Origin of the sequence: Jatrophihabitans sp. (assembly GCF_046262535.1) — a bacterium.
Taxonomy (GTDB): domain Bacteria; phylum Actinomycetota; class Actinomycetes; order Mycobacteriales; family Jatrophihabitantaceae; genus Jatrophihabitans.
The window spans coordinates 1-18350 of record NZ_JBHEMO010000122.1; the positions used below are offsets into that span (position 1 = coordinate 1).

Annotated in this window: 19 protein-coding genes and 1 tRNA gene; 14 read left to right on the forward strand and 6 right to left on the reverse strand. The window is 71.2% G+C overall.

Annotated features, from left to right (window positions below; all coding sequences use genetic code 11):
• Positions 1-203 (reverse strand): helix-turn-helix domain-containing protein (locus ABR571_RS16450; RefSeq protein ID WP_409454292.1); only part of this gene is annotated, 203 nt, incomplete at its 3' end.
• 50 nt (positions 204-253) lie between these two features.
• On the opposite strand from ABR571_RS16450, the gene ABR571_RS16455 reads away from it, so the two are divergent.
• Positions 254-1843, forward strand: a complete 1590-nt coding sequence (locus ABR571_RS16455) for an FAD-binding oxidoreductase (protein WP_409454309.1) — start codon at positions 254-256, stop codon at positions 1841-1843.
• Positions 1840-2754 carry a diacylglycerol kinase gene (locus tag ABR571_RS16460; RefSeq protein WP_409454293.1) on the forward strand — a complete coding sequence of 305 codons (915 nt, stop codon included), beginning with the start codon at positions 1840-1842 and terminating at the stop codon, positions 2752-2754. The genes ABR571_RS16455 and ABR571_RS16460 overlap by 4 nt, the downstream gene beginning before the upstream one ends.
• Here the strand turns inward: ABR571_RS16460 and ABR571_RS16465 are convergent.
• On the reverse strand, positions 2748-3983 hold the full coding sequence (locus tag ABR571_RS16465; protein ID WP_409454294.1) for an FAD-binding protein: 1236 nt from the start codon (positions 3981-3983) through the stop codon (positions 2748-2750). The two genes, ABR571_RS16460 and ABR571_RS16465, sit on opposite strands and share 7 nt — an antisense overlap.
• A gap of 11 nt (positions 3984-3994) precedes the next feature.
• Positions 3995-4762, reverse strand: coding sequence for a trans-aconitate 2-methyltransferase (locus ABR571_RS16470; RefSeq protein ID WP_409454295.1), 768 nt, complete (start codon positions 4760-4762; stop codon positions 3995-3997).
• Between the two features lie 33 nt (positions 4763-4795).
• Here ABR571_RS16470 and ABR571_RS16475 point away from each other — a divergent pair, with 33 nt between their 5' ends.
• From ABR571_RS16475 to ABR571_RS16500, 6 genes are read left to right on the forward strand one after another with little or no spacing between them, the layout of a single operon-like run.
• Complete coding sequence (locus ABR571_RS16475; RefSeq protein ID WP_409454296.1) at positions 4796-6193, forward strand: metallophosphoesterase; 1398 nt, start codon at positions 4796-4798, stop codon at positions 6191-6193.
• Positions 6190-8268, forward strand: coding sequence for a bifunctional MFS transporter/dTMP kinase (locus tag ABR571_RS16480; RefSeq protein WP_409454297.1), 2079 nt, complete (start codon positions 6190-6192; stop codon positions 8266-8268). Before ABR571_RS16475 ends, ABR571_RS16480 begins: the two co-directional genes overlap by 4 nt.
• 10 nt (positions 8269-8278) lie before the next feature.
• Entirely contained in the window at positions 8279-9079 is an 801-nt protein-coding gene (locus tag ABR571_RS16485) for a class I SAM-dependent methyltransferase (protein ID WP_409454298.1), read from the forward strand.
• On the forward strand, positions 9076-9699 hold the full coding sequence (gene tmk / locus ABR571_RS16490) for a dTMP kinase (RefSeq protein WP_409454299.1): 624 nt from the start codon (positions 9076-9078) through the stop codon (positions 9697-9699). The genes ABR571_RS16485 and tmk overlap by 4 nt, the downstream gene beginning before the upstream one ends.
• Before the next feature lie 45 nt (positions 9700-9744).
• A complete protein-coding gene (locus ABR571_RS16495) occupies positions 9745-10284 on the forward strand; it encodes a MarR family winged helix-turn-helix transcriptional regulator (protein ID WP_409454300.1) in 540 nt (179 codons plus the stop codon).
• Entirely contained in the window at positions 10281-11489 is a 1209-nt protein-coding gene (locus ABR571_RS16500; RefSeq protein WP_409454301.1) for a DNA polymerase III subunit delta', read from the forward strand. Before ABR571_RS16495 ends, ABR571_RS16500 begins: the two co-directional genes overlap by 4 nt.
• Here ABR571_RS16500 and ABR571_RS16505 read toward each other — a convergent pair.
• Positions 11477-13018 (reverse strand): SpoIID/LytB domain-containing protein, encoded by a 1542-nt coding sequence (locus ABR571_RS16505; protein ID WP_409454302.1) that lies wholly within the window; start codon positions 13016-13018, stop codon positions 11477-11479. The genes ABR571_RS16500 and ABR571_RS16505 overlap by 13 nt on opposite strands.
• Positions 13019-13130: 112 nt before the next feature.
• Between ABR571_RS16505 and ABR571_RS16510 the strand changes: the two genes are divergently transcribed.
• The 4 genes from ABR571_RS16510 (at position 13131) to ABR571_RS16525 (ending at position 15840) form a co-directional block, all read left to right on the forward strand.
• A complete protein-coding gene (locus ABR571_RS16510; RefSeq protein ID WP_409454310.1) occupies positions 13131-13964 on the forward strand; it encodes a stage 0 sporulation family protein in 834 nt (277 codons plus the stop codon).
• A 284-nt stretch (positions 13965-14248) separates the two neighbouring features.
• Positions 14249-14794 (forward strand): pyridoxamine 5'-phosphate oxidase family protein, encoded by a 546-nt coding sequence (locus ABR571_RS16515; RefSeq protein WP_409454303.1) that lies wholly within the window; start codon positions 14249-14251, stop codon positions 14792-14794.
• Between the two features lie 133 nt (positions 14795-14927).
• On the forward strand, positions 14928-15704 hold the full coding sequence (locus ABR571_RS16520) for a VOC family protein (protein ID WP_409454304.1): 777 nt from the start codon (positions 14928-14930) through the stop codon (positions 15702-15704).
• 60 nt (positions 15705-15764) lie between these two features.
• Positions 15765-15840 (forward strand) — tRNA-Thr (locus ABR571_RS16525).
• Between the two features lie 49 nt (positions 15841-15889).
• On the opposite strand, the gene ABR571_RS16530 is transcribed toward ABR571_RS16525, so the two are convergent.
• Both ABR571_RS16530 and ABR571_RS16535 read right to left on the reverse strand, forming a co-directional pair.
• Positions 15890-16321 carry a nuclear transport factor 2 family protein gene (locus ABR571_RS16530; protein ID WP_409454305.1) on the reverse strand — a complete coding sequence of 144 codons (432 nt, stop codon included), beginning with the start codon at positions 16319-16321 and terminating at the stop codon, positions 15890-15892.
• 387 nt (positions 16322-16708) lie between these two features.
• Entirely contained in the window at positions 16709-16975 is a 267-nt protein-coding gene (locus tag ABR571_RS16535) for a hypothetical protein (protein WP_409454306.1), read from the reverse strand.
• Positions 16976-17176: 201 nt separating this feature from the next.
• On the opposite strand from ABR571_RS16535, the gene ABR571_RS16540 reads away from it, so the two are divergent.
• Entirely contained in the window at positions 17177-17713 is a 537-nt protein-coding gene (locus ABR571_RS16540) for a hypothetical protein (protein ID WP_409454307.1), read from the forward strand.
• 130 nt (positions 17714-17843) lie between these two features.
• Positions 17844-18272: a DUF1003 domain-containing protein gene (locus ABR571_RS16545; protein WP_409454308.1), complete on the forward strand. Its 429-nt coding sequence runs from the start codon at positions 17844-17846 to the stop codon at positions 18270-18272.
• Positions 18273-18350 lie beyond the last annotated feature (78 nt).

The window sequence follows — 18350 nt, forward strand, 5'->3', positions numbered from 1 at the left end:
CGCATGCCGGCGAGGAGGCGGTCGATCTCGCGGTGCCAGAGTGCACGCAGCATCGCGTCGCTGTCCTCGAAACGGCGGTACACGGTCGGTCGGCTGACGCCCGCCTGCCGGGCAACTTCGGCAATGGGGGCGCGACCGCTCAGCTGGAAGCACCGCGCGGCGGCGTCCAGAATGCGATCCTCAGCGTCGTTACGAGTTGACATATTGTGTAAGACTGTAACGCATGGTGAACCCACGTCTACCCCTTCCGCCGATGCAGTGGGACGGCTGGGGCGATCCGCAGCACAAGGCCGCGCTGTCCGCCGGGCAGCTGGCCATGGTCAACGATCTGCTCAGGGTGTCGGCCGACGACGTCGATGCCGTGGCGTTCGAGGAGGTGCGCGTGCGACCGTCCGCGCTGGCCGACGCCGACCGCGACGCCCTCGCCGAAATTGTCGGCGAGGCGCACCTGAGCACGGCCGACGGCGACCGCCTGCCCCGCGCCGGCGGCAAGTCCACACCTGACCTGCTGCGCCGCAAGAGCCGCGACGAGCAGGATGCCCCCGACGCGGTCGTCCTGCCCGGCACCGACGACGAGATCGCCGCCGTGCTCGCGCTCTGCGCCGAGCGCGGGATCGCCGTGGTGCCCTTCGGCGGCGGGACGAGTGTCGTCGGCGGCGTCGACCCGATCCGCGACCGGTTCGCGGCCTGCCTGTCGCTCGACCTGCGCCGCTTCGACGCCCTCGAGTCGCTCGACGAGACCAACCAGGAGGCGGTGCTCGGGGCCGGGTTGACCGGACCGGCGGCCGAGGCCCTGCTCGCGGCCCGCGGCTTCGAACTCGGTCACTATCCGCAGAGCTTCCGCTACGCCACGATCGGCGGGTTCGCCGCCACCCGGTCATCGGGCCAGGACTCGGCCGGCTACGGCCGCTTCGACGACATGGTCCGCGGGCTGCGTGTCGTGACACCGCGTGGAGTGCTCGAGCTCGGCCGGCCCGGACCGAAGAACGCCGCCGGCCCCGACCTGCGCCACCTGTTCCTCGGCTCCGAGGGCGTCTTCGGCGTCATCACCGCCGTGCGCCTGCGCGTCCACGCCGTTCCCGAGACCAAGCGCTACGAGGCGTGGACGTTCCCAGACTTCGCGACCGGCGCGGACGCCCTGCGGGCCGTCGCGCAAGTGGGCACCGGCCCGACCGTGCTGCGTTTGTCCGACGAGGTCGAGACGGCGCTCAATCTCGCCACCGTCGACGAGGCCGGCGCGCAGTCCGCCGCCGCGCCCGCCGGCTGCTTCGCGGTCACCGCCTTTGAAGGCCCCGCCCACCTGGGCGCCGAACGCCACGAGGCCACCGCCGCCGTCCTGCGGGCGCACGGCGGCACGTCCTTGGGCCCCGAGCCGGCACAGCACTGGGCCGAGCGCCGCTTCGACGGGCCTTACCTCCGCGATCCCTTGCTGGCCAACGGTGCGCTCGTCGAGACCCTGGAGACGGCGACGAGCTGGACGAACCTCCTCGCGCTCAAGCAGGCGGTCACCGAGACGCTGCAGGCGAAGTTCACCGAGTTCGGCTCGGTGTCCCTCGTCCTGTGCCACATCTCCCACGTCTACGACACCGGCGCGTCGCTCTACTTCACCGTCATCGGTGCGCAGCGCGGCGACGCGATCGCGCAGTGGACGCAGACCAAGGCGGCCGTCAACGACGTGCTGCTCGCGCAGGGCGGGACCATCACGCACCACCACGCGGTCGGCGCCGATCACCGCGCGTGGATGACCGACGAGATCGGCCCGCTCGGCGTGGACATCCTGCGCGCGGTGAAGGCCACGCTCGACCCGTCGGGGATCCTCAACCCTGGCAAGCTCATCCCGTGATCGAGCCGCGGCCAGAGATTCGACAAATCGCGCTGCTGACCAATCCGGCGGCCGGCCACGGCAAAGCCCAGGCCGCCACCCGCCGGGCCCGCGCGCGCTTCGAGGAACGCGGCGTCGCGGTGCGCGAACTCGTCGGGGTGGACGGCGCCGCCTCCCGGCGGCTCGCCGTCGAGGCCGTGGCCGACGGCGTCGACGCCCTCGTCGTCGTCGGCGGGGACGGAATGATCCACCTCTCGCTGCCCGCGGTCTGTGGCACACCCACTCCGCTCGGCGTCATCCCGGCCGGCACCGGCAACGACCAGGCCCGCGCGTACGGCTGGCCGCGCAAGACACCCGAGCAGGCGGCCGACGTCGTCACCGAGGGGTACACGCGCCGCGTGGACGTCGGACAGGTCAGCACCGCCGACGGCCGCACGCAGCTGTTCGGATCGGTGCTCGCCTCCGGCTTCGACTCCCTCGTCAGCGACCGGACCAATCGGATGCGCTGGCCGCACGGTCGCGCCCGCTACAACATCGCGATGCTGGCCGAGTTCGCCAACCTGCGGCCGCTGCCGTTCCGCCTCACCACCGCCGACGGGACGGTCATCGAGCGCAACCTGCTCTTGGTCGCCGTCGGCAACACGTCCAGCTATGGCGGTGGTATGCGCATCTGCCCGGACGCCGATCCGTCCGACGGGGTCTTCGACGTGACGGTCGTCGACTCGGCGAGCCGGCGATCGGTCCTGCGGCGCACCCCGAGCGTCTACCGGGGCACCCACGTCCGCAGCCCCGAGGTCGAAGTGCTGCGCACCAGCGAGCTGCACATCGAATCGTCCGGCATCAACGCCTACGCCGACGGCGAGTACCTCGGGCCGCTGCCGGCGACGGTGTCCCTCCTGCCCCGGGCAGTGTCGCTGCTGGTCGCTCAGTAGACGAAGCGCTCGAGGAAGTCGTTGCCGAACTTGCGGTCGGGGTCGTGGGTGGCGGCGAGCGACTGGAAATCGGCGAGCCGGGAATAGTGCGCCCGCACTGCCGACGGTGCGGCGAGGAAGACCTTGCCCCAGTGCGGACGAGGATCGAACGGCGTCAGCGCCTGCTCGACCGCCGACACCGCGGCGTGCACCGCGGCGTCGTCGTCGATCCAGGTGAAGTGCAGCCCGACGCTTGCCCGCTCGTGGAAGGGGCTCAGCCACAGGCCGTCGGCCGCGATCGTGCGGAACTCGGCGACCTGCGCGACGCCGGCGAGGTCGAGCTCGTGCACCGCCCGGATCGCGTCGGCCCCGTGCTCGTGCGCGACCAGGTACTCCGACTGCTGCTCCTCGCCGCTGCTCGGCGTGAACTCGAGGCGGAAGTGCGGCAGTCGCGCGTTCCACGGCCCGGGCCGGCCGAACTGCTCGGTCGCGGCAGCCGGGTCCTCGCCGGCGATCGGATGCTGCGCCACATCGGCCGGCCGAGCGCCCCACCGCCGTCCGTCCGGCGCCTCCCCGTCCCGCGACTTCACCCAGATCTTGTCGATGACGTCGGGGCGCGACCAGTCGGTGAACAGGCTGACGCTGTAACCCGACGCGAGCACGGCGTCCAGGTCGTCGAGGACGGTGTCGAGCGGCGCGTCCAGGAACACGTCCTGGCGCACGTCGAAGGTCGGCTCGACCGCCAGGGTGATCCGGGTGACGATGCCGAGCGCGCCGAGCGCGACCACCGACCCGGCGTACGCGGGATCGGCGGGGCGGACCTGCACGAGCTCGCCGTCGGCCCGGACGAACTCGATCCCCACCGCGGCCGCGGCCAGGCAGCGGTTGCCCACCCCGGAGCCGTGCGTGCCCGTCGCGCAGGCGCCGGCCACCGAGATGTGCGGCAGCGACCCGAGGTTGTGCAGGGCCAGTCCCTGGCGCTGCAGCACCGACCCGACCTCGCCGTAGCGCGCGCCCGCGGGGACCGTGACGGTGTTCGCCGTGGCGTCGATCTCGATGTTCGCGCCGAGGTCGCGCAGGCTCACCAGGGCGCCGACCGTGTCCGCGATGCGGTTGAAGGAATGGCCGGTGCCCAGCGCCCGGATGCGGTCCGTGGACGCGACGAGGTGCTGCAGCTCATCCACCCTGCGCGGCGTGTGCAGCCGGTCGGGGGTGAAGGTGATGTTGCCGGCCCAGTTCTGCAGCTGCACGAAGGTCGACGCTACGCCCGCGCGCCGACCGCGAAGATGCGCCGGAAGGGCAAGAGGGTCTGCCCGGCCGACGTCGCCGGATAGGCCTGCCGCAACTGGTCGGCCAGCTCGGCCTCGAACTGGCCGTAGCTCGCCGCCGGCAAGGCGGCCATCACCGGGCGCAGGGCGGTCCCGCGCAGCCACTGCAGTACGGGGTCGTCACCGCTCAACACGTGGACGTAGGTGGTCTCCCAGACGTCGGCGGTGAGCCCGGCCGACAGCAGCAGCCCGGCGTACTCGGTCGGGCTGGCGACCGCGTCGCCGTGGCGGAGGATGCCGGTCAGCGACGATGCCCACCGGCGCGACTCGGCGAGCGAGCGCAGCAGGGTGTGCGACGGCGAGTCGAAGTTGCCGGGCACCTGGAAGGCGATCCATCCGCCGGTCGGCAACGCGCGCGCCCACAACGGAATCAGCTCGCGATGCGACGGGACCCATTGCAGGGTCGCGTTGCTGACGATCACCTCGACGTCGTCCGGCGGCGTCCACGAACTCACGTCGCCGACGCGGTAGGTCACCCGGTCGGCCGGTGGCGCGGCCGCGATCATCTCCGGCGACGAATCGATGCCGTCGACCTGTGCGGACGGCCAACGCTGCGCCAACTGGGCGGTCAGCTCTCCCGACCCGCAGCCGAGATCGGCCACCCGCCGCGGAGCGCTCGCGCCGATCCGCTCGACCAGATCGAAGAACGGACGGCTGCGCTCGCCGGCGAAGCGGCCGTACTGCTGCGGATCCCAGACCATCGACACCCAACTTAGACGCCTAGAGTTGGCGATGTGCCTGTCCGACGCACCGTTGCGCGCGCGCTGGCCGGAGTGGCGGGCACGTCGCTGGGACTGCGCCTCGCCGGGCGCGCCACCAGGCCCGTCGGGCCGCTCGCCGTCACCGCGGCGCTCACTCTGGCCAAGGACGGCGGCGTGCAGATCGACGTTCCGCCCCTGGGCAGCGCGACGATCCGCTCCCACCGCGGCCCGCTGCGGGTGACCGCCACCGCCACCGGGGTCGACCCGGCCCGCGTCGAAGCGCTGCGGCCGGGGCCCGATGCCCCTGACCTCAAGCGTCAACTTGCCGACTCCCTGGGGCAGGACGCCCGCGCCTTGGGACGGGTGCTGGCCGTCCGGTCCGCGTTCGCCGCCATCGGTGGCGCCGCGGTCACGGCCGCTGTCGTCCTGCGCCGCCCGCGCGACGTCCCCGCCGCGGCGGCGACGGCGGCCGTGCTGCTGGCCACCGCCGGTGGCGTCGCCGCCTCCACGGTCCGCCGCGACGCCTGGCGCGCCCCGGAGCTGCATGGCCTGCTGACCAAGGCACCGCTGCTGCTGGGCGACCTGCAGACCGCCCCCGACCGCATCGCCACCTACCGCGACCAGCTGACCGAACTGCTGGACACCGGCACCCGCGTCTACCGCCGCCTCGCCACGCTGCCCGAGCCGCCTCCGCACGACGCGGTCCGCCTGCTGCACGTCTCCGACATCCACCTGAGCCCGTTCGCCTACCCGCTGACCAAGGCGCTAGTAGAGGACTACGGCATCGACGCCGTGGTCGACACCGGTGACCTCGTCGACTGGGGGACGCCGCCCGAACAGCTCTTCGCGCGGCAGATCGGCGACCTCGGCGCGCCGTACCTGTTCGTCAAGGGCAATCACGACTCGTCCGGCATCGCCGACGCGGTCGCCGAGCAGCCCAATGCCACCGTCTTCGACACTCACTCCGCGCCCGTGGTTGTCGCCGGGCTGCGCTTCGCCGGCATGGCCGACCCCCGGTTCACGCCGGACAAGACCACCGGCGACGACTACGCCGACTCCCGCGTGTCCGAGGCGGCCGCGCAGTTTGCCGCGGCCGTGACCGGGCAAGGTGTGGATGTGCTGCTCGCCCACGATCCGGCATCCGGCCGCGCGCTCTCCGGTGTCGCGCCGTTGCTGTTGGCCGGCCATACGCACAAGCGCTCGGTGCGTCGCTTCGGCGACACGCTCATGCTCGTCCAGGGCACGACCGGCGGCTCGGGCCTGCGCGGCGTCCAGCGGGAACCGATGACGCCGATCTCGCTGTCCGTCCTCTACATCGACCGCACGACGAAACGGCTGCACACCGTCGACGAGGTCACCCTCGGTGGACTCGGCACGGTCTCACTGAACGTCGTCCGCCGCACCGCAGCCGATCTGCTGGCGAACCCATGACCGAGGAGCTGGCGGGACCGCGCCGGCCGCGCCGGGAGAACGCCCTGCTGGTCCTCGGCCGCATCCCGGTCGTGCGCCGGATGTGGGCGGCGATCACGTTCTCGAGCCTCGGCGACTGGCTCGGACTGCTGGCCAACACCGCGCTGGCCCAGCAGCTCACCAACGACCACTCGAGAACGACCCAGGGTTTCGCGATCTCCGGCGTCATCCTCGTCCGGCTGGCCCCGGACCTGCTGTTCGGGCCGATCGCCGCGGCGATGGCCGACAAGGTCGACCGGCGCAAGCTCGTCATCTTCGGCGACCTGGCCGCGGGCCTGCTCTACGCGTCGATCGCGATCGGCTACAACCTCGTCTGGCTCTACGTCGCCCAGTTCGTCATCGAAGCGGTCGGCCTGTTCACCCAGCCGGCCAAGCAGGTCATCCAGACGACGATCGTGCCGAAGAAGCTGCTGGCCACCGCCAATCAGATCTCGCTGTTCTCGGTCTACGGCACGGTGCCCATCGCCAGTGGCATCTTCGCGCTGCTGTCGGCCGGCAGCCGCCTGATCGACAAGAGCAGCGTCGACTCGCCCCACCACATCAACGCCGCCATCGTCGTCGCCTTGCTGCTGAACACCGTCAGCTTCATGGTCAGCTCGGGGACGGTGTTCCTCAGCCGGCACCTCATCCCGGTCGCGCCGGCCGAACGGGAGCAGGCGCAGAGCGTCTTCTCGCTGCTACGCGAGGGCGTGTACTTCGTCCGGCACAACGAGCTGATCCGCGGCCTGTACGTCGGGATCATCGGCGCGTTCGCGGCGGGTGGCTTGATCGTCGGCGTGGCCGGGCTGTGGGTGAAAACCCTCTCCGCCGGTGCGGCCGGTTACTCGATCATGTTCGGGACGGTGTTCACCGGCCTCGCGCTCGGCATGTTGCTCGGGCCCAAGGTGCTGCCCGCGTACACCCGCAGCCGGGTGTTCGGTCTCGCGATCGGCAGCGCGGGCGTGGCCCTGCTGGTCATGTCGGTCATCCGCGACTTCATCCTGGCGGACTTCATGGCCTCGCTCGTCGGGCTGTTCGCCGGCATGGCGTGGATCATCGGCTACACGCTCATCGGGCAAGAGGTCGAGGACCGTTTGCGCGGGCGCATCTTCGCGTTCGTCCTCTCGTCCGTCCGGATCATGCTGCTGCTGACGATCGCCGTCGGCCCCGTCCTCGCGGGCACGCTGGGCTCGCACGCGATCGCGGTGGGGGACAAGGCGCACCTGCGTTTCTCCGGGCCCGGGCTCACGTTGCTGATCGGTGGCCTGCTCGCGCTCGGCGTGAGCTACTACGCGACGTCGCGCACAACCCGCTCGCGCACCCGGCTGCGCGACATCGTGCGCCGACGGCTGCTCACCACGGACGTGGGACGGCCGCGCGAGCACCTCGGCCTGTTCGTCAGCGTCGACGGAGCCGATCCAACCGTCACCGCGGCCTACGCGGCGCTGCTGAGGGCGGCCGTGCACGAACTGGGTCTCGTCCCGACGCTGACCGGCGAACCGACCGACTCGTCGATCGGCCGGCGGGTCGCCGAACTGCTGCGGGCCGGCCCGTCCGACTCCGGCGTCGAGCCGGAAACGGCGGCGCTGCTGTCCGCGGCCGATCGCGCCGAGCACGTCGCGACCGTGATTCGTCCGGCCCTCGAGAGCGGCGGGGTCGTCATCTGCGATCGCTACGTGCTGACCTCCCTTGCCGTGCACGGCGGCGGGCGGGGCGCCGATGTCGAGCGCATCCGCAGCGTCAACGCGTGGAGCACCGGCCAACTGATGCCCGACCTGACCCTGGTGGTCGCCCGCGGTGCTGATTCCTCGACCGCCGGCGACGAGGCGGCCGATTCCGATCTCACCGCCGACGCCGTCGCCGCCACGTTATTGGAGGCGGCCGACGCCGACCCCGACCGCTGTGTGCTGTGCTCGGGCGAGATGCCGCGCAGCCTGCCGCAGCCGGTGCTGGACCGGCTGCACCGGCTGATGCGGACGCGCGGGTCGCTGCTGGCCGGTGAGCCGCCCGCGTCGGCGAGGACCGGCCCGGCGCCCGGCGGAATCCCGGCCCGATAGCGTGCAATCGGTGTGGACGCGCGAGGACACGGAAGCGGTCACGTGCTGCGTGTGCCACCGGGAGGGGCGTCCGATCTACGACCTGGACCCGTTCGGTGTCGTCCGTTGCCCGCGCTGCACGATGGTCTTCGTCAGCCCGCGCCTGAACGCCGACGCGCTGAAGCGGCTCTACGACGACGTCGGATACTTCGAAGGCGAGCGTGGCGTCTACGGCGAATCGGGGCGCTTCGCGCCGGCCATGTTCCTGCAGCGCCGATGGATCCGGGGACGGCTCGACCTCACCGAGCGCGAGTCCGGATGCCGGGTCGCCGGTTCGAGGCTGCTCGAGATCGGCTGCGCGTACGGCTTGTTCCTCGACGCCGCCCGCAAGCGTGGCTACGAGGTGACCGGGGTCGAGTTGTCGGCCAGCGCGGCGGATCAGGCCCGCAGCCGGCTCGGCCTGACCGTCCATTCCAGCCAGCTCGATGACGCGCCGCTCGACGGCCCGTTCGACATCGTCTGCGTCTGGGACACCCTCGAGCACGTTCCCGATCCGGTCGAGTTCTGGCAGACGATCCGCGGCCTGGTCGCCGACGACGGCGTCGTCCTGTTCTCGACGCCGTACTTCTCGTCGGTGCCGGCACGGCTGCTGCGCCGCCGGTGGCAGACGCTCAAGCCGACCGAGCACATCTGGCACTTCACCCCGCAAACCCATCGGACAGTGGCCGCCAAGGCGGGCCTCGACATCACCCGCACTCTGCTCAGCCCGGTGAGCCGCGCGAACTTCGCCCGGCTCGATTCTCTGGTCGGCGTCGCCCGGCCGTCCCGATGACCGCGCGCGGGTTGTTCGTCGCGTTCGAGGGCGGCGAGGGTGTCGGCAAGTCGACGCAGATCGAGCGGGCCGCCGCGTGGTTGCGCTCGGTCGGCGCGGAGGTCCTGCCGACCCGCGAACCGGGCGGGACGCCACTCGGCGAGGAGCTGCGCCGCCTAGTCCTCGACCCGGACGGCCATGTCACCCCCCGCGCCGAGACGCTGATCTACGCCGCCGATCGCGCCCACCACGTCGACACGGTGATCCGTCCCGCCCTCGAGGCGGGCACGGTGGTCCTCACCGACCGCTACATCGACTCCACGCTGGCCTACCAGGGCGCCGGCCGCGGCCTCACGGTCAGCGAGGCGCGGGTCGTCACCGCGTGGGCCACCGACGGGCTGACGCCGGACCTGACCGTGCTGCTCGATCTGGATCCGGAGGTCGGCCTGCAGCGCGCCGGCGCCCGGGCCTCGCTCGACCGGCTGGAGGCCGCCTCGCTCGGGTTCCACCAGGCGGTCCGGGCCGGGTTCCTCGCGCTCGCGGCCGAGTCGCCCGGGCGCTACCTCGTTCTTGACGCCCGGCTGGAGCCGGACGCCATCGCCGGGCTCGTCCGCGAGGCGCTGGCCGCCCGCCTGCCCTGAGTCGGCAGAACCTCTCGTCATCGAGAGATGTGGCAGCATGGCGGCATGGCCGGGCCGCAGGACGAGGTCGACGAGATCGTCGCCGCCTGGCGGCGTGAGCGGCCGGATCTCGACGTCGAGCCGCTGCAGGTGCTGTCCCGCCTCGACCGGCTGGCCGGCGTGCTCGGCGAGCGGCGGGCCGCGATCTTCGCCCGACACGACCTGCGCCGTCACGAGTTCGATGTGCTGGCCGCCCTGCGCCGCGCCGGCGAGTCGTTCGAGCTGACCGCCGGTGAGCTGGCCGCCCGCACGTACGTCACCTCCGGCACGATGACCAGCCGGTTGGACGGGTTGACGGTGCGCGGGCTCGTCACCCGGGCCGCCGACCGCGAGGACGGGCGGCTCGTCCGGGTCGCGCTCACTGCACCGGGCCGCCAGCTGGTCGACACGGCGTTCGAGGCGCTGCTCGAGGCCGAGCGCGAGCTGCTCACGCCACTGTCTGCCGACTCCCTGGCTGCGCTCGCGGCGGCGCTGCGGGAACTGCTGGCCACCGCCTCGGCCGGGCCGGCCGCGTCGTCGCACCAGGCGGGCAGGATGGCGCCATGACCGTGTGGACCGAGCTGGTCGGCCAGCCGGACGCGGTCGCCACGCTGCAGACCGCGGCCCAGGCCGCCGCCGACATCGCCGAAGGCCGTCCGGTCGCGACCGGGGCGATGACCCACGCCTGGCTGTTCACCGGCCCCCCCGGTTCCGGCCGTTCGGTCGCCGCGCGGGCGTTCGCCGCCGCCCTGCAGTGCGAGCGTCCGGACGACCTGGGCTGCGGGGAGTGCGCCCAGTGCCGCACCGTCTCGGCCCGCACCCACCCCGACGTGCGCTCGGTCGTCCCCGAGGGCCTGTCGATCAGCGTCACCGAGATGCGCGCGGTGGTCGGCCTGGCCGCCCGGCGCCCGGCTCTCGGCCGGTGGCAGGTGGTCGTCATCGAGGACGCCGACCGGCTGACCGAGCAGGCGTCCAACGCGCTGCTCAAGGCGGTCGAGGAGCCGCCGTCGCGCACGGTCTTCCTGCTCTGCGCGCCCTCGCTCCACCCCGACGACGTGTCGGTGACGATCCGGTCGCGTTGCCGGCTCGTGCCGCTGCGCACGCCCCCGGCTGACGCGGTGGCCGGCGTGCTCGAACGCGACGGGATCGATCCGGGAACGGCCGCCTGGGCCGCCGCGGCCGGGCAGGGTCACGTCGGCCGGTCCCGTCGCCTGGCCCGCGACGAGGACGCCCGCGCGCGGCGGGCCGAGGTGCTCGCGATCCCGGCGTCGCTCACCTCATTGCAGGCCTGCCTCGAAGCGGCCGACCACCTCGTCAGCGCAGCCGAGGCGGAGGCCGCCGCGCTGTCGGCCGAACTCGACGGCACGGAGACGGAGTCACTACAGGTCGCCATGGGCGCCGGCGGGACGGGCAAGGGGGCGGCCGCGTCGTTGCGCGGGGCTGCCGGTGCGCTGAAGGAACTCGAGCGGCGGCAGAAGTCGCGCACCACCCGGGCGCAGCGCGATGCCCTCGACCGGGCGCTGGTCGACCTGGCCGCGTTCTACCGCGACGTCCTGCTGTTCCAAGCCGGTGCCGACATCGCGCCGGCGCATCCCGATCTGGCCGACGACGTCGTCTCGGTGGCCCGGCGGATCAGTTCGCCGAGCGCACTGCGCCGGCTCGACGCGATCCTCGCCTGTCGCGAGGCGCTCGAACTCAACGTCAAGCCGCGCATCGCGGTCGAGGCGATGACCGCGTCGTTGCAGCTGCCCGCCTCGGCTCAGCCGCGGTAGGGCGCCTGGCCGATCGGCGTGCCGGCGCCGAGATTCACCGCAGCCTGGCCATGGATCCACAACGTATGGGTCGACGGCCGGTAGACCGCGATGTCGGCCTTGCCGTCGCCGTTGAAGTCGCCGGTTACCGGCACGTCGCCCGCGATCCCGAAGATGACGCCGGGCCGGCCGCTCACGTAGAACGTGTGCGTGGACGGCCGGTACACCGCGAGATCGGTGGTGCCGTTGCCGTCGTAGTCGGCCGGGGCCGGGATGTCACCTTGCCGCCCGTAGGCCACGGTCGCCAGGCCGGGCCGGTACCAGCCTCCGTTGGCGGGCCGGAAGACCGCCACCGTGTCGGCATAGTCGTTGGCCGCGGTCCCGGCGTAGTGACCGGGGACGGGGATGTCGCCGCGCTGGCCGTAGTGGGCGCCGGTCCGTCCGCGCAGATGCCACGTCCCGTCGGACGGGCGGAACACCGCGATGACGGTCGCCTGGCTGACGCCCGCGTAGTGGGCGGGTACCGGCACGTCCGTCGAGGCGCCGTAACCCACCTCGCCGGCGAAGCCGCCAGTGGCATTGCCGAGGTACCACGTGCCGCTGGACGGGCGGAAGACGCCGACCCGGGAGAACCCGTCGCCCACGTCCATCACCGTGGGGACGTCGCCCGATGCGCCGAAGGTGAACGTCGTGGGATACCCGTCGTCGATCGACCAGTGGCCGGCGGAGAACGCGGCCGGCGTGCTCTTCTGCAGGAAGGTGAAGTCGTGTGGCGTGCGCTTCTGCCGGGCAGTGGTCAGCTGCAGTCCGGAGTAGTACTTGGCCAGGATGACGTTGTACTTGTTGGCGGTGCTGGCCTCGTTGCAGGCCTGCGTGCCGTACTGGCTCAGCGTCGTCCCGTCGGCGAAGGCGCCACAGGCCTCGCCGGCGTTGTCGAGGAAGGCCCGGTAGGACGCCTGCAGAATCCGGCCCCCGACGCGGGCCGCGAACGGCCAGGTCTGCTGCACGGCGGTTGTCGTACGCGGGAGCGCACTTCCGGCCTTGTAGACCTGGAAGTCCGCGTCGTCGGTGACGTCGAAGCACTGCGTCGGGTCGCCGTTCACGTAGCCGCCGAAGTGCGTCGCCCAGTACCAGGCGTAGGACTTCACGGCCACTGCGCCCGCCCTGAGCGCGTCACCGTCCCAGCTCGGGATCCACTCGTTGGGCAGCACGTTCTCCACGTACTGGTCGAATGGCACGGTCTGGATCGACACGGCGGTTGTGTTCCGGTCCGTCCGCACGAGCACCTTCATGCTGGCCGGGTGGCTAACCTGCGACGTGTTGCCGGTGCACGAGCCCGACCCGGTCGGCCGGCAGGTGACCTGGGCGAGTTCGCAATCGCCGGTGACCGACGCCACCGCGCCGGGTCGCAGACCACCGGGAATGGTCATCGGCGTCGGCTTCGGCGCCGGCGTCCCCGCGCCCGCGGCAGGCTCGCCGCCGGCACTCACGGCGAGCGCGGCGGCAAGCAGGCAGACAGCAACGGCAAGGACGCAACGGCGACGGGGCACAGCGGACCTTTCGGCGTCGATCAGGCAGTCCGACGACCATAGGGCACGTACCTGAACATTTCGATCGCCGTCGCCCGGCGGGCTCGATCGCAGTTAGGGTGACCGCGTGCCCATGATCTGCGCTGTCGTGTTCCAGCCGCAGGGGCGCCTGTACTACGCCGACCCCGGCGACTTGCGTCCTCAGGTCGGCGATCACGTGCTGTATCCGACCGACGACGGGCCTGAGGTGGCCCAGGTCATGTGGGCGCCGCAGTGGGTGAGCGACGAGATCGGCGGTTTGCCGCTGCTCGTCGGCGCCGCCACGCTGACCGACGAACAGGCCGCTGAGGTCAGCCGCAAGCGGCGCGCCGCGGCCAGCGTCGCGGCCCGCAAGCTGGTGCGCGAACACGACGTGCCGATGAAGATCGTCGGCGTCGACTGGGTTGCCGCGACCAACCATACGACCCTCTACTTCACCGCCCCGCACCGCGTCGACTTCCGCGCGTTGGTCCGCGACCTCGCCGCCACGCTCAAGGGCCGGGTCGACCTGCGTCAGCTGTCGGCGCGCGACGAGGCGCGGCTCACCGGCGGCATCGGCAGCTGCGGTCGCGACCTGTGCTGCTCGACGTTCCTCGTCGACTTCGAGCCGGTCAGCGTGCGGATGGCGAAGGACCAGGACCTGCCCCTCAACCCGCTACGCATCTCCGGCGCGTGCGGCCGACTGATGTGCTGCCTGAAGTACGAGCACCCGCTCTACCAGGACTTCGCCGAGAAGGCGCCGGCCGTGGGCAGCGACGTCGAGACCCCCGAGGGCGACGGACGGGTGATCGGCCACGACGTGCCGGGGGAGAAGGTCGTGGTCCGGATGGCCGCCGACGGGCGCCGGCATGCCTGTGCGCTGGCGTCCGTGTGTGCGAGCCGCAAGGCGTACGAGGGTCGGTACGAGCCGGCCGAGCCCGAGGTCTGACGGGCGGTCCCGTCCCGGCCGTCCCGTCCCGTCCCTGGCCCTCTTATCCCTCCCGTCCCGGGGGCGGGGTGTGGTGCTGGAGCTGTCTGACGGATGTACTACGTAGTGTTCCAGCCCGTTTGCTCTGCTCACCGTGACCAAGCAAATGCTCACTCCCACTGAGCAGAGCAAAGGCGCCGGCACATGCCTAGTGGGCCGCGGAGCGAACGTGCCGGTCATCCTGTCGAATCCGGAGCCTCCCGATCGACGCATGGGTGACAATCCGTTCGGCATCGGAGGACATCATGGGAACGACGCAGCAGGTTCGCGAGACGATCAACCTGGGTCAGACAGACGACCTTCCGCCGGTCGATTGGGCCGCGATCGTCGAGAAGCTAGAGGCCGGCTCGGCGCCGAGTCCGGATTCGCCCAACCCGCGTTCGACCTGGCTGACGACGATCAACGAAGACGGCAGCCCGCACGTCACGGCGGTCGGGGCCTTGTGGATCGACGGGACCTTCTGGTTCCAGACCGGCGACGGCACCCGCAAGGGACGTAACGTCGCCCGCGATCCGCGGTGTGCAGTGGCGGTGTCCATCCGCGACGCGGACGTCGTGATCGAAGGTGACGCGGTGCGGGTTACCGAGCCCGGCGCTGTCGCGCGCGCGGCGAAGGGGTGGGCCGACCAGGGCTGGCCGGCCGAGCCCGACGCAAGCGGGTCGGGCATCACCGCTCCGTTCAACGCCCCGTCACAGGGACCGCCACCGTGGGGGGTGTACCGCATCGATCTGCGCTCGGTGAGCGTGGTCCTGTCGGCCGAGCCGGGCGGACTCACCCGCTTCCGTTTCTGAACGCGGCATCGGGTGGCACCCGCCAGCGCGCGAGTGCTTGAGGTGTGCCACGCGATCGTCGACACCCGTGGACGCCTGTCCGCTGTCGGAGGTTCGGCTTATGGTCGCGTCCACCACCTCGAAGGAGGACGTCATGACCGTTCGCGACACCGCCTGGCCGCCCGGCACACCGTGCTGGGTCGACCTGATGACCCCTGACCAGCCCGCGGCACAGCAGTTCTACTCGGCGCTGTTCGGGTGGGATCTCGAGATCGGCGGCGACGAGACCGGCAACTACGCCTCGTGCCACGTAGACGGGCGCCGAGTCGCCGGCATCGGCGGAATGATGGGCATGGATCACCCGCCGGTGTGGAACACCTACCTCGCGACGGCCGACGCCGACGCCACCGGTGAGGCGGTGACGGCCGCGGGCGGCGCTGTGCTGGCGCCGGCGATGGACGTCATGGACTTGGGTCGCCTGGCCTTCGCCCAGGTGCCCGGCGGAGGCGTCTTCGGTTATTGGCAAGCCCGCAGTCACACCGGCTTCGGCATCGCCAACGAGCCGAACACGCCGACCTGGAACGAGTTCATGACTCGCGACTACGCCGGCGCGAAGGACTTCTACGCCAAGGTCTTCGGGTACACCTACACCGATCTCGGTGGCGACGATTACGACTACGCCACCATCGAGGTCAACGGGACGACGGTCGGCGGCATCGGCCGGCTGCCCGACGAGGTGCCCGCGCACGTCCCGCCGCACTGGCGCGTGTACTTCGCAGTGGCCGATTGCGATGCCGCGGCCGCCCGGGTGACCGAGCTCGGCGGCTCGGTCCAGGGTCCGCCCATGGACATGCCGTACGGCCGGCACGCCGACGTCGCCGACCCGCAGGGCGCCATGTTCTCGGTCATCAAGCCGGCAACGCCGTCGTAAGGCCGCGCCGACCCACCGGTTAGACTTTGCTCGTCGCGCCGAACGGTCATCCCGGCGCGCGCCGCCTTAGCTCAGTCGGTAGAGCACCTCACTCGTAATGAGGTTGTCCGGGGTTCGATTCCCCGAGGCGGCTCCACCATCGAACCCCCGCGTTCCGGGCCCTGTGCGGGCCGGGTTGCGGTGACTCATTCAGCTGGGGGTAGGCCGCCGGCGGGCGGTGCCGGCGGATCCGCGGTCGTCGCGGCGCGCCACGGCTTGCGCCATTCCGGAGCCGGCCAACCATCCATGATGTAGATCCGCTCGTGCGCAACCTTGTCCTCGCGGAAGTGCATCAAGCTGACCGTGTACATCCAGGGCGCACCGTCGTAACTGATCAGGTTCTCGACCAGGACCAGATCTTCTCGGTGGGTGATCCGCCGCGTGTGGAACCGCAGGGCCGCCGGGTATCGCCGCCGCCATTCGCGGAAGTTGTGAACCCCCTCGAAGCGTTCACCGGACTGCGGGAACTCCAGAACCGCGTCGTCGTGGTAGATCTCGTGCGATATGTCTTCGTCGCGACCGGAGAACTCCCAATGCCGGTTGAGAGCGCGTAGGAGTTCGGGCTCATCAAGCATCATCGTCCCCCACATCCATCCCCTTGGGCCCACAGCGTGCAGTGATTCTCGTCCGACGGTGCTGACGTTTCGGTGTGGCCGCCGAGCGGGCCGACACGCCGCAGAAATACCCGCTGCGTCGCCACGCACAAAGGGCGGCTGGAGCGGACTGGCGCAGAGCCCGCTCCAGCTCGCCCCTGTTCTCAGTGGTGCGGCTTGGACGTGGTGTCGCAGCCGTTGGGGTGGTGGATCTTCAGGTTGCCGTGCAACAGCGTTCCGCCGCCCTGCACTGCACCGTTCCAGGTCACCTGGATGGTCGCCTCGAGTTTGTGCCGGTCGACGTGTAGCTCGTCACCGTGTCCCCGGAGATCTTCTGACCGGTCGCGTGGTTGACCATCGTGAAGTGGCCGCTCAGCCCGTTCGGCTTGAGTCCGCCGACCATGCCGACCGACACAGCGGTGCCGGGCTGTGCAGGCTGACAGCCTGGTTGGACAGGAAGCCGCCGGTAGCCGGCAACTGCCCGGTGTCCGCGACCGGGCCGACGTGCACATGCACCGACGACAGCGCCGTGAGGTCGGCATCGAGCGCGTAGGCGCCGCCGGCGTAAGTAGTCGTGCCTCTGGTGCCGCCGCCTCCGCCGCCTGGAGGCTTCGCATTGGAGATGGCGGGCGTTGTCACGACTGCCGCATAACTTCCCCTTTCTGAGGAAAGGGCGACGGGCTCTACCCCTCGTCCGTCGCTAACGGTGGGGGGTGTTCGCAAAATCGCTTCCCACCTGCCGGGCTGCGTGCGGTCCACCAGCCGGACGTGTGACGTTTTCGCGTGAACTAACGCTGACTGTACGGAGGGACTTCTCTCACCCGAACGGAGCGCCGGACCATGCAGCTCGCCAAGTCGGCCGCGATCGTCGTGATCGCTGCAGCCGCGTCAGGCGGCATAGCTCTTGCCGCCGCCTCTCCCAGTGGAGCACCGGCTCAGCCTGGTCGAGAGCTGCCCTCGAACGCGGCATCGCAGGCGCAGGAACACGCGGCGGTTCCATTGAGCAGCCATCCGACGCCCAAGGCGACGAAGACCGCAGGGACAGGGAATGGCCATGGCAAGTCGGCCGACTCGCGCAGCCACGGCTCGCCGCATCCGAACCTCAACGGCCTCTGCCACGCCTGGCTGGCCGGTGCCGGCAGCCAGCACGGCAAGGCCCGCAGCAACCCCGCCTTCACCGCGCTCATCACGGCGGCCGGCGGCGCAGGCAACGTCGCCGGCTACTGCGCCACGGTCATCGCGACTCACCCGAGCGATAGCGAGTCCGACGACGCGCAAGAGTCCGGCGAGGCCGGTCAGCCCGACCATCCGGACCGGACAGACCACCCGGGCAACGGCCGGGTGACCGCGCACCCGACCGGCCGCCCGACGAAATAGAGCGCGCTGCCGCTCCTGCGACCGGCGCCGAACGTCGGCGCATGTCGGCGGATCGAGCCGGTTCCGGTGACGGGGCGCGGCGGGGTGCACAGTGGGTCCAGCACTTCGCCGTCGAGGAGAGGACCCATTGATGACCGAGACCGTCGCCGTGGCGCCCCGCGTGGGAAAGCGGCACCATCCCGCCTTCGTCGCCGTGGCCGAGAAGCGCGCGGCGAGTACGCAACTCAAGGTTGCCGACGGGATCACCAAGTTCGCCGGCTCGATGATGTTCGTGTACGTGCACGTCGTCGCGTTCGCGGTGTGGATGCTCGTCTTCGAGAAGAGCCCATGGCCGACGCTGACCCTGGTCGTGTCGCTCGAGGCGATCTTCCTGTCGACGTTCGTGATGATCGGGCAGAACCGGCAGGCCGCGTTCCAGCAGGCCAAGGCCGACCACGACTTCGAGACCAGCGAGCAGGAACTGCACGTGAACACCGAGCTCACCCAGGCGATCCACGAGATGATCACCAAGGTGCACGCGCAGGTGTGCGTCCCGCCGCAGCAACCGGCGGACTCTTAATCGATGAGGCCGGCAGTGCGCAGGGTCGCGACCCGGTTGTGCCACCGCCGGGCGTACGCGCACCGCTCATAGATCTCG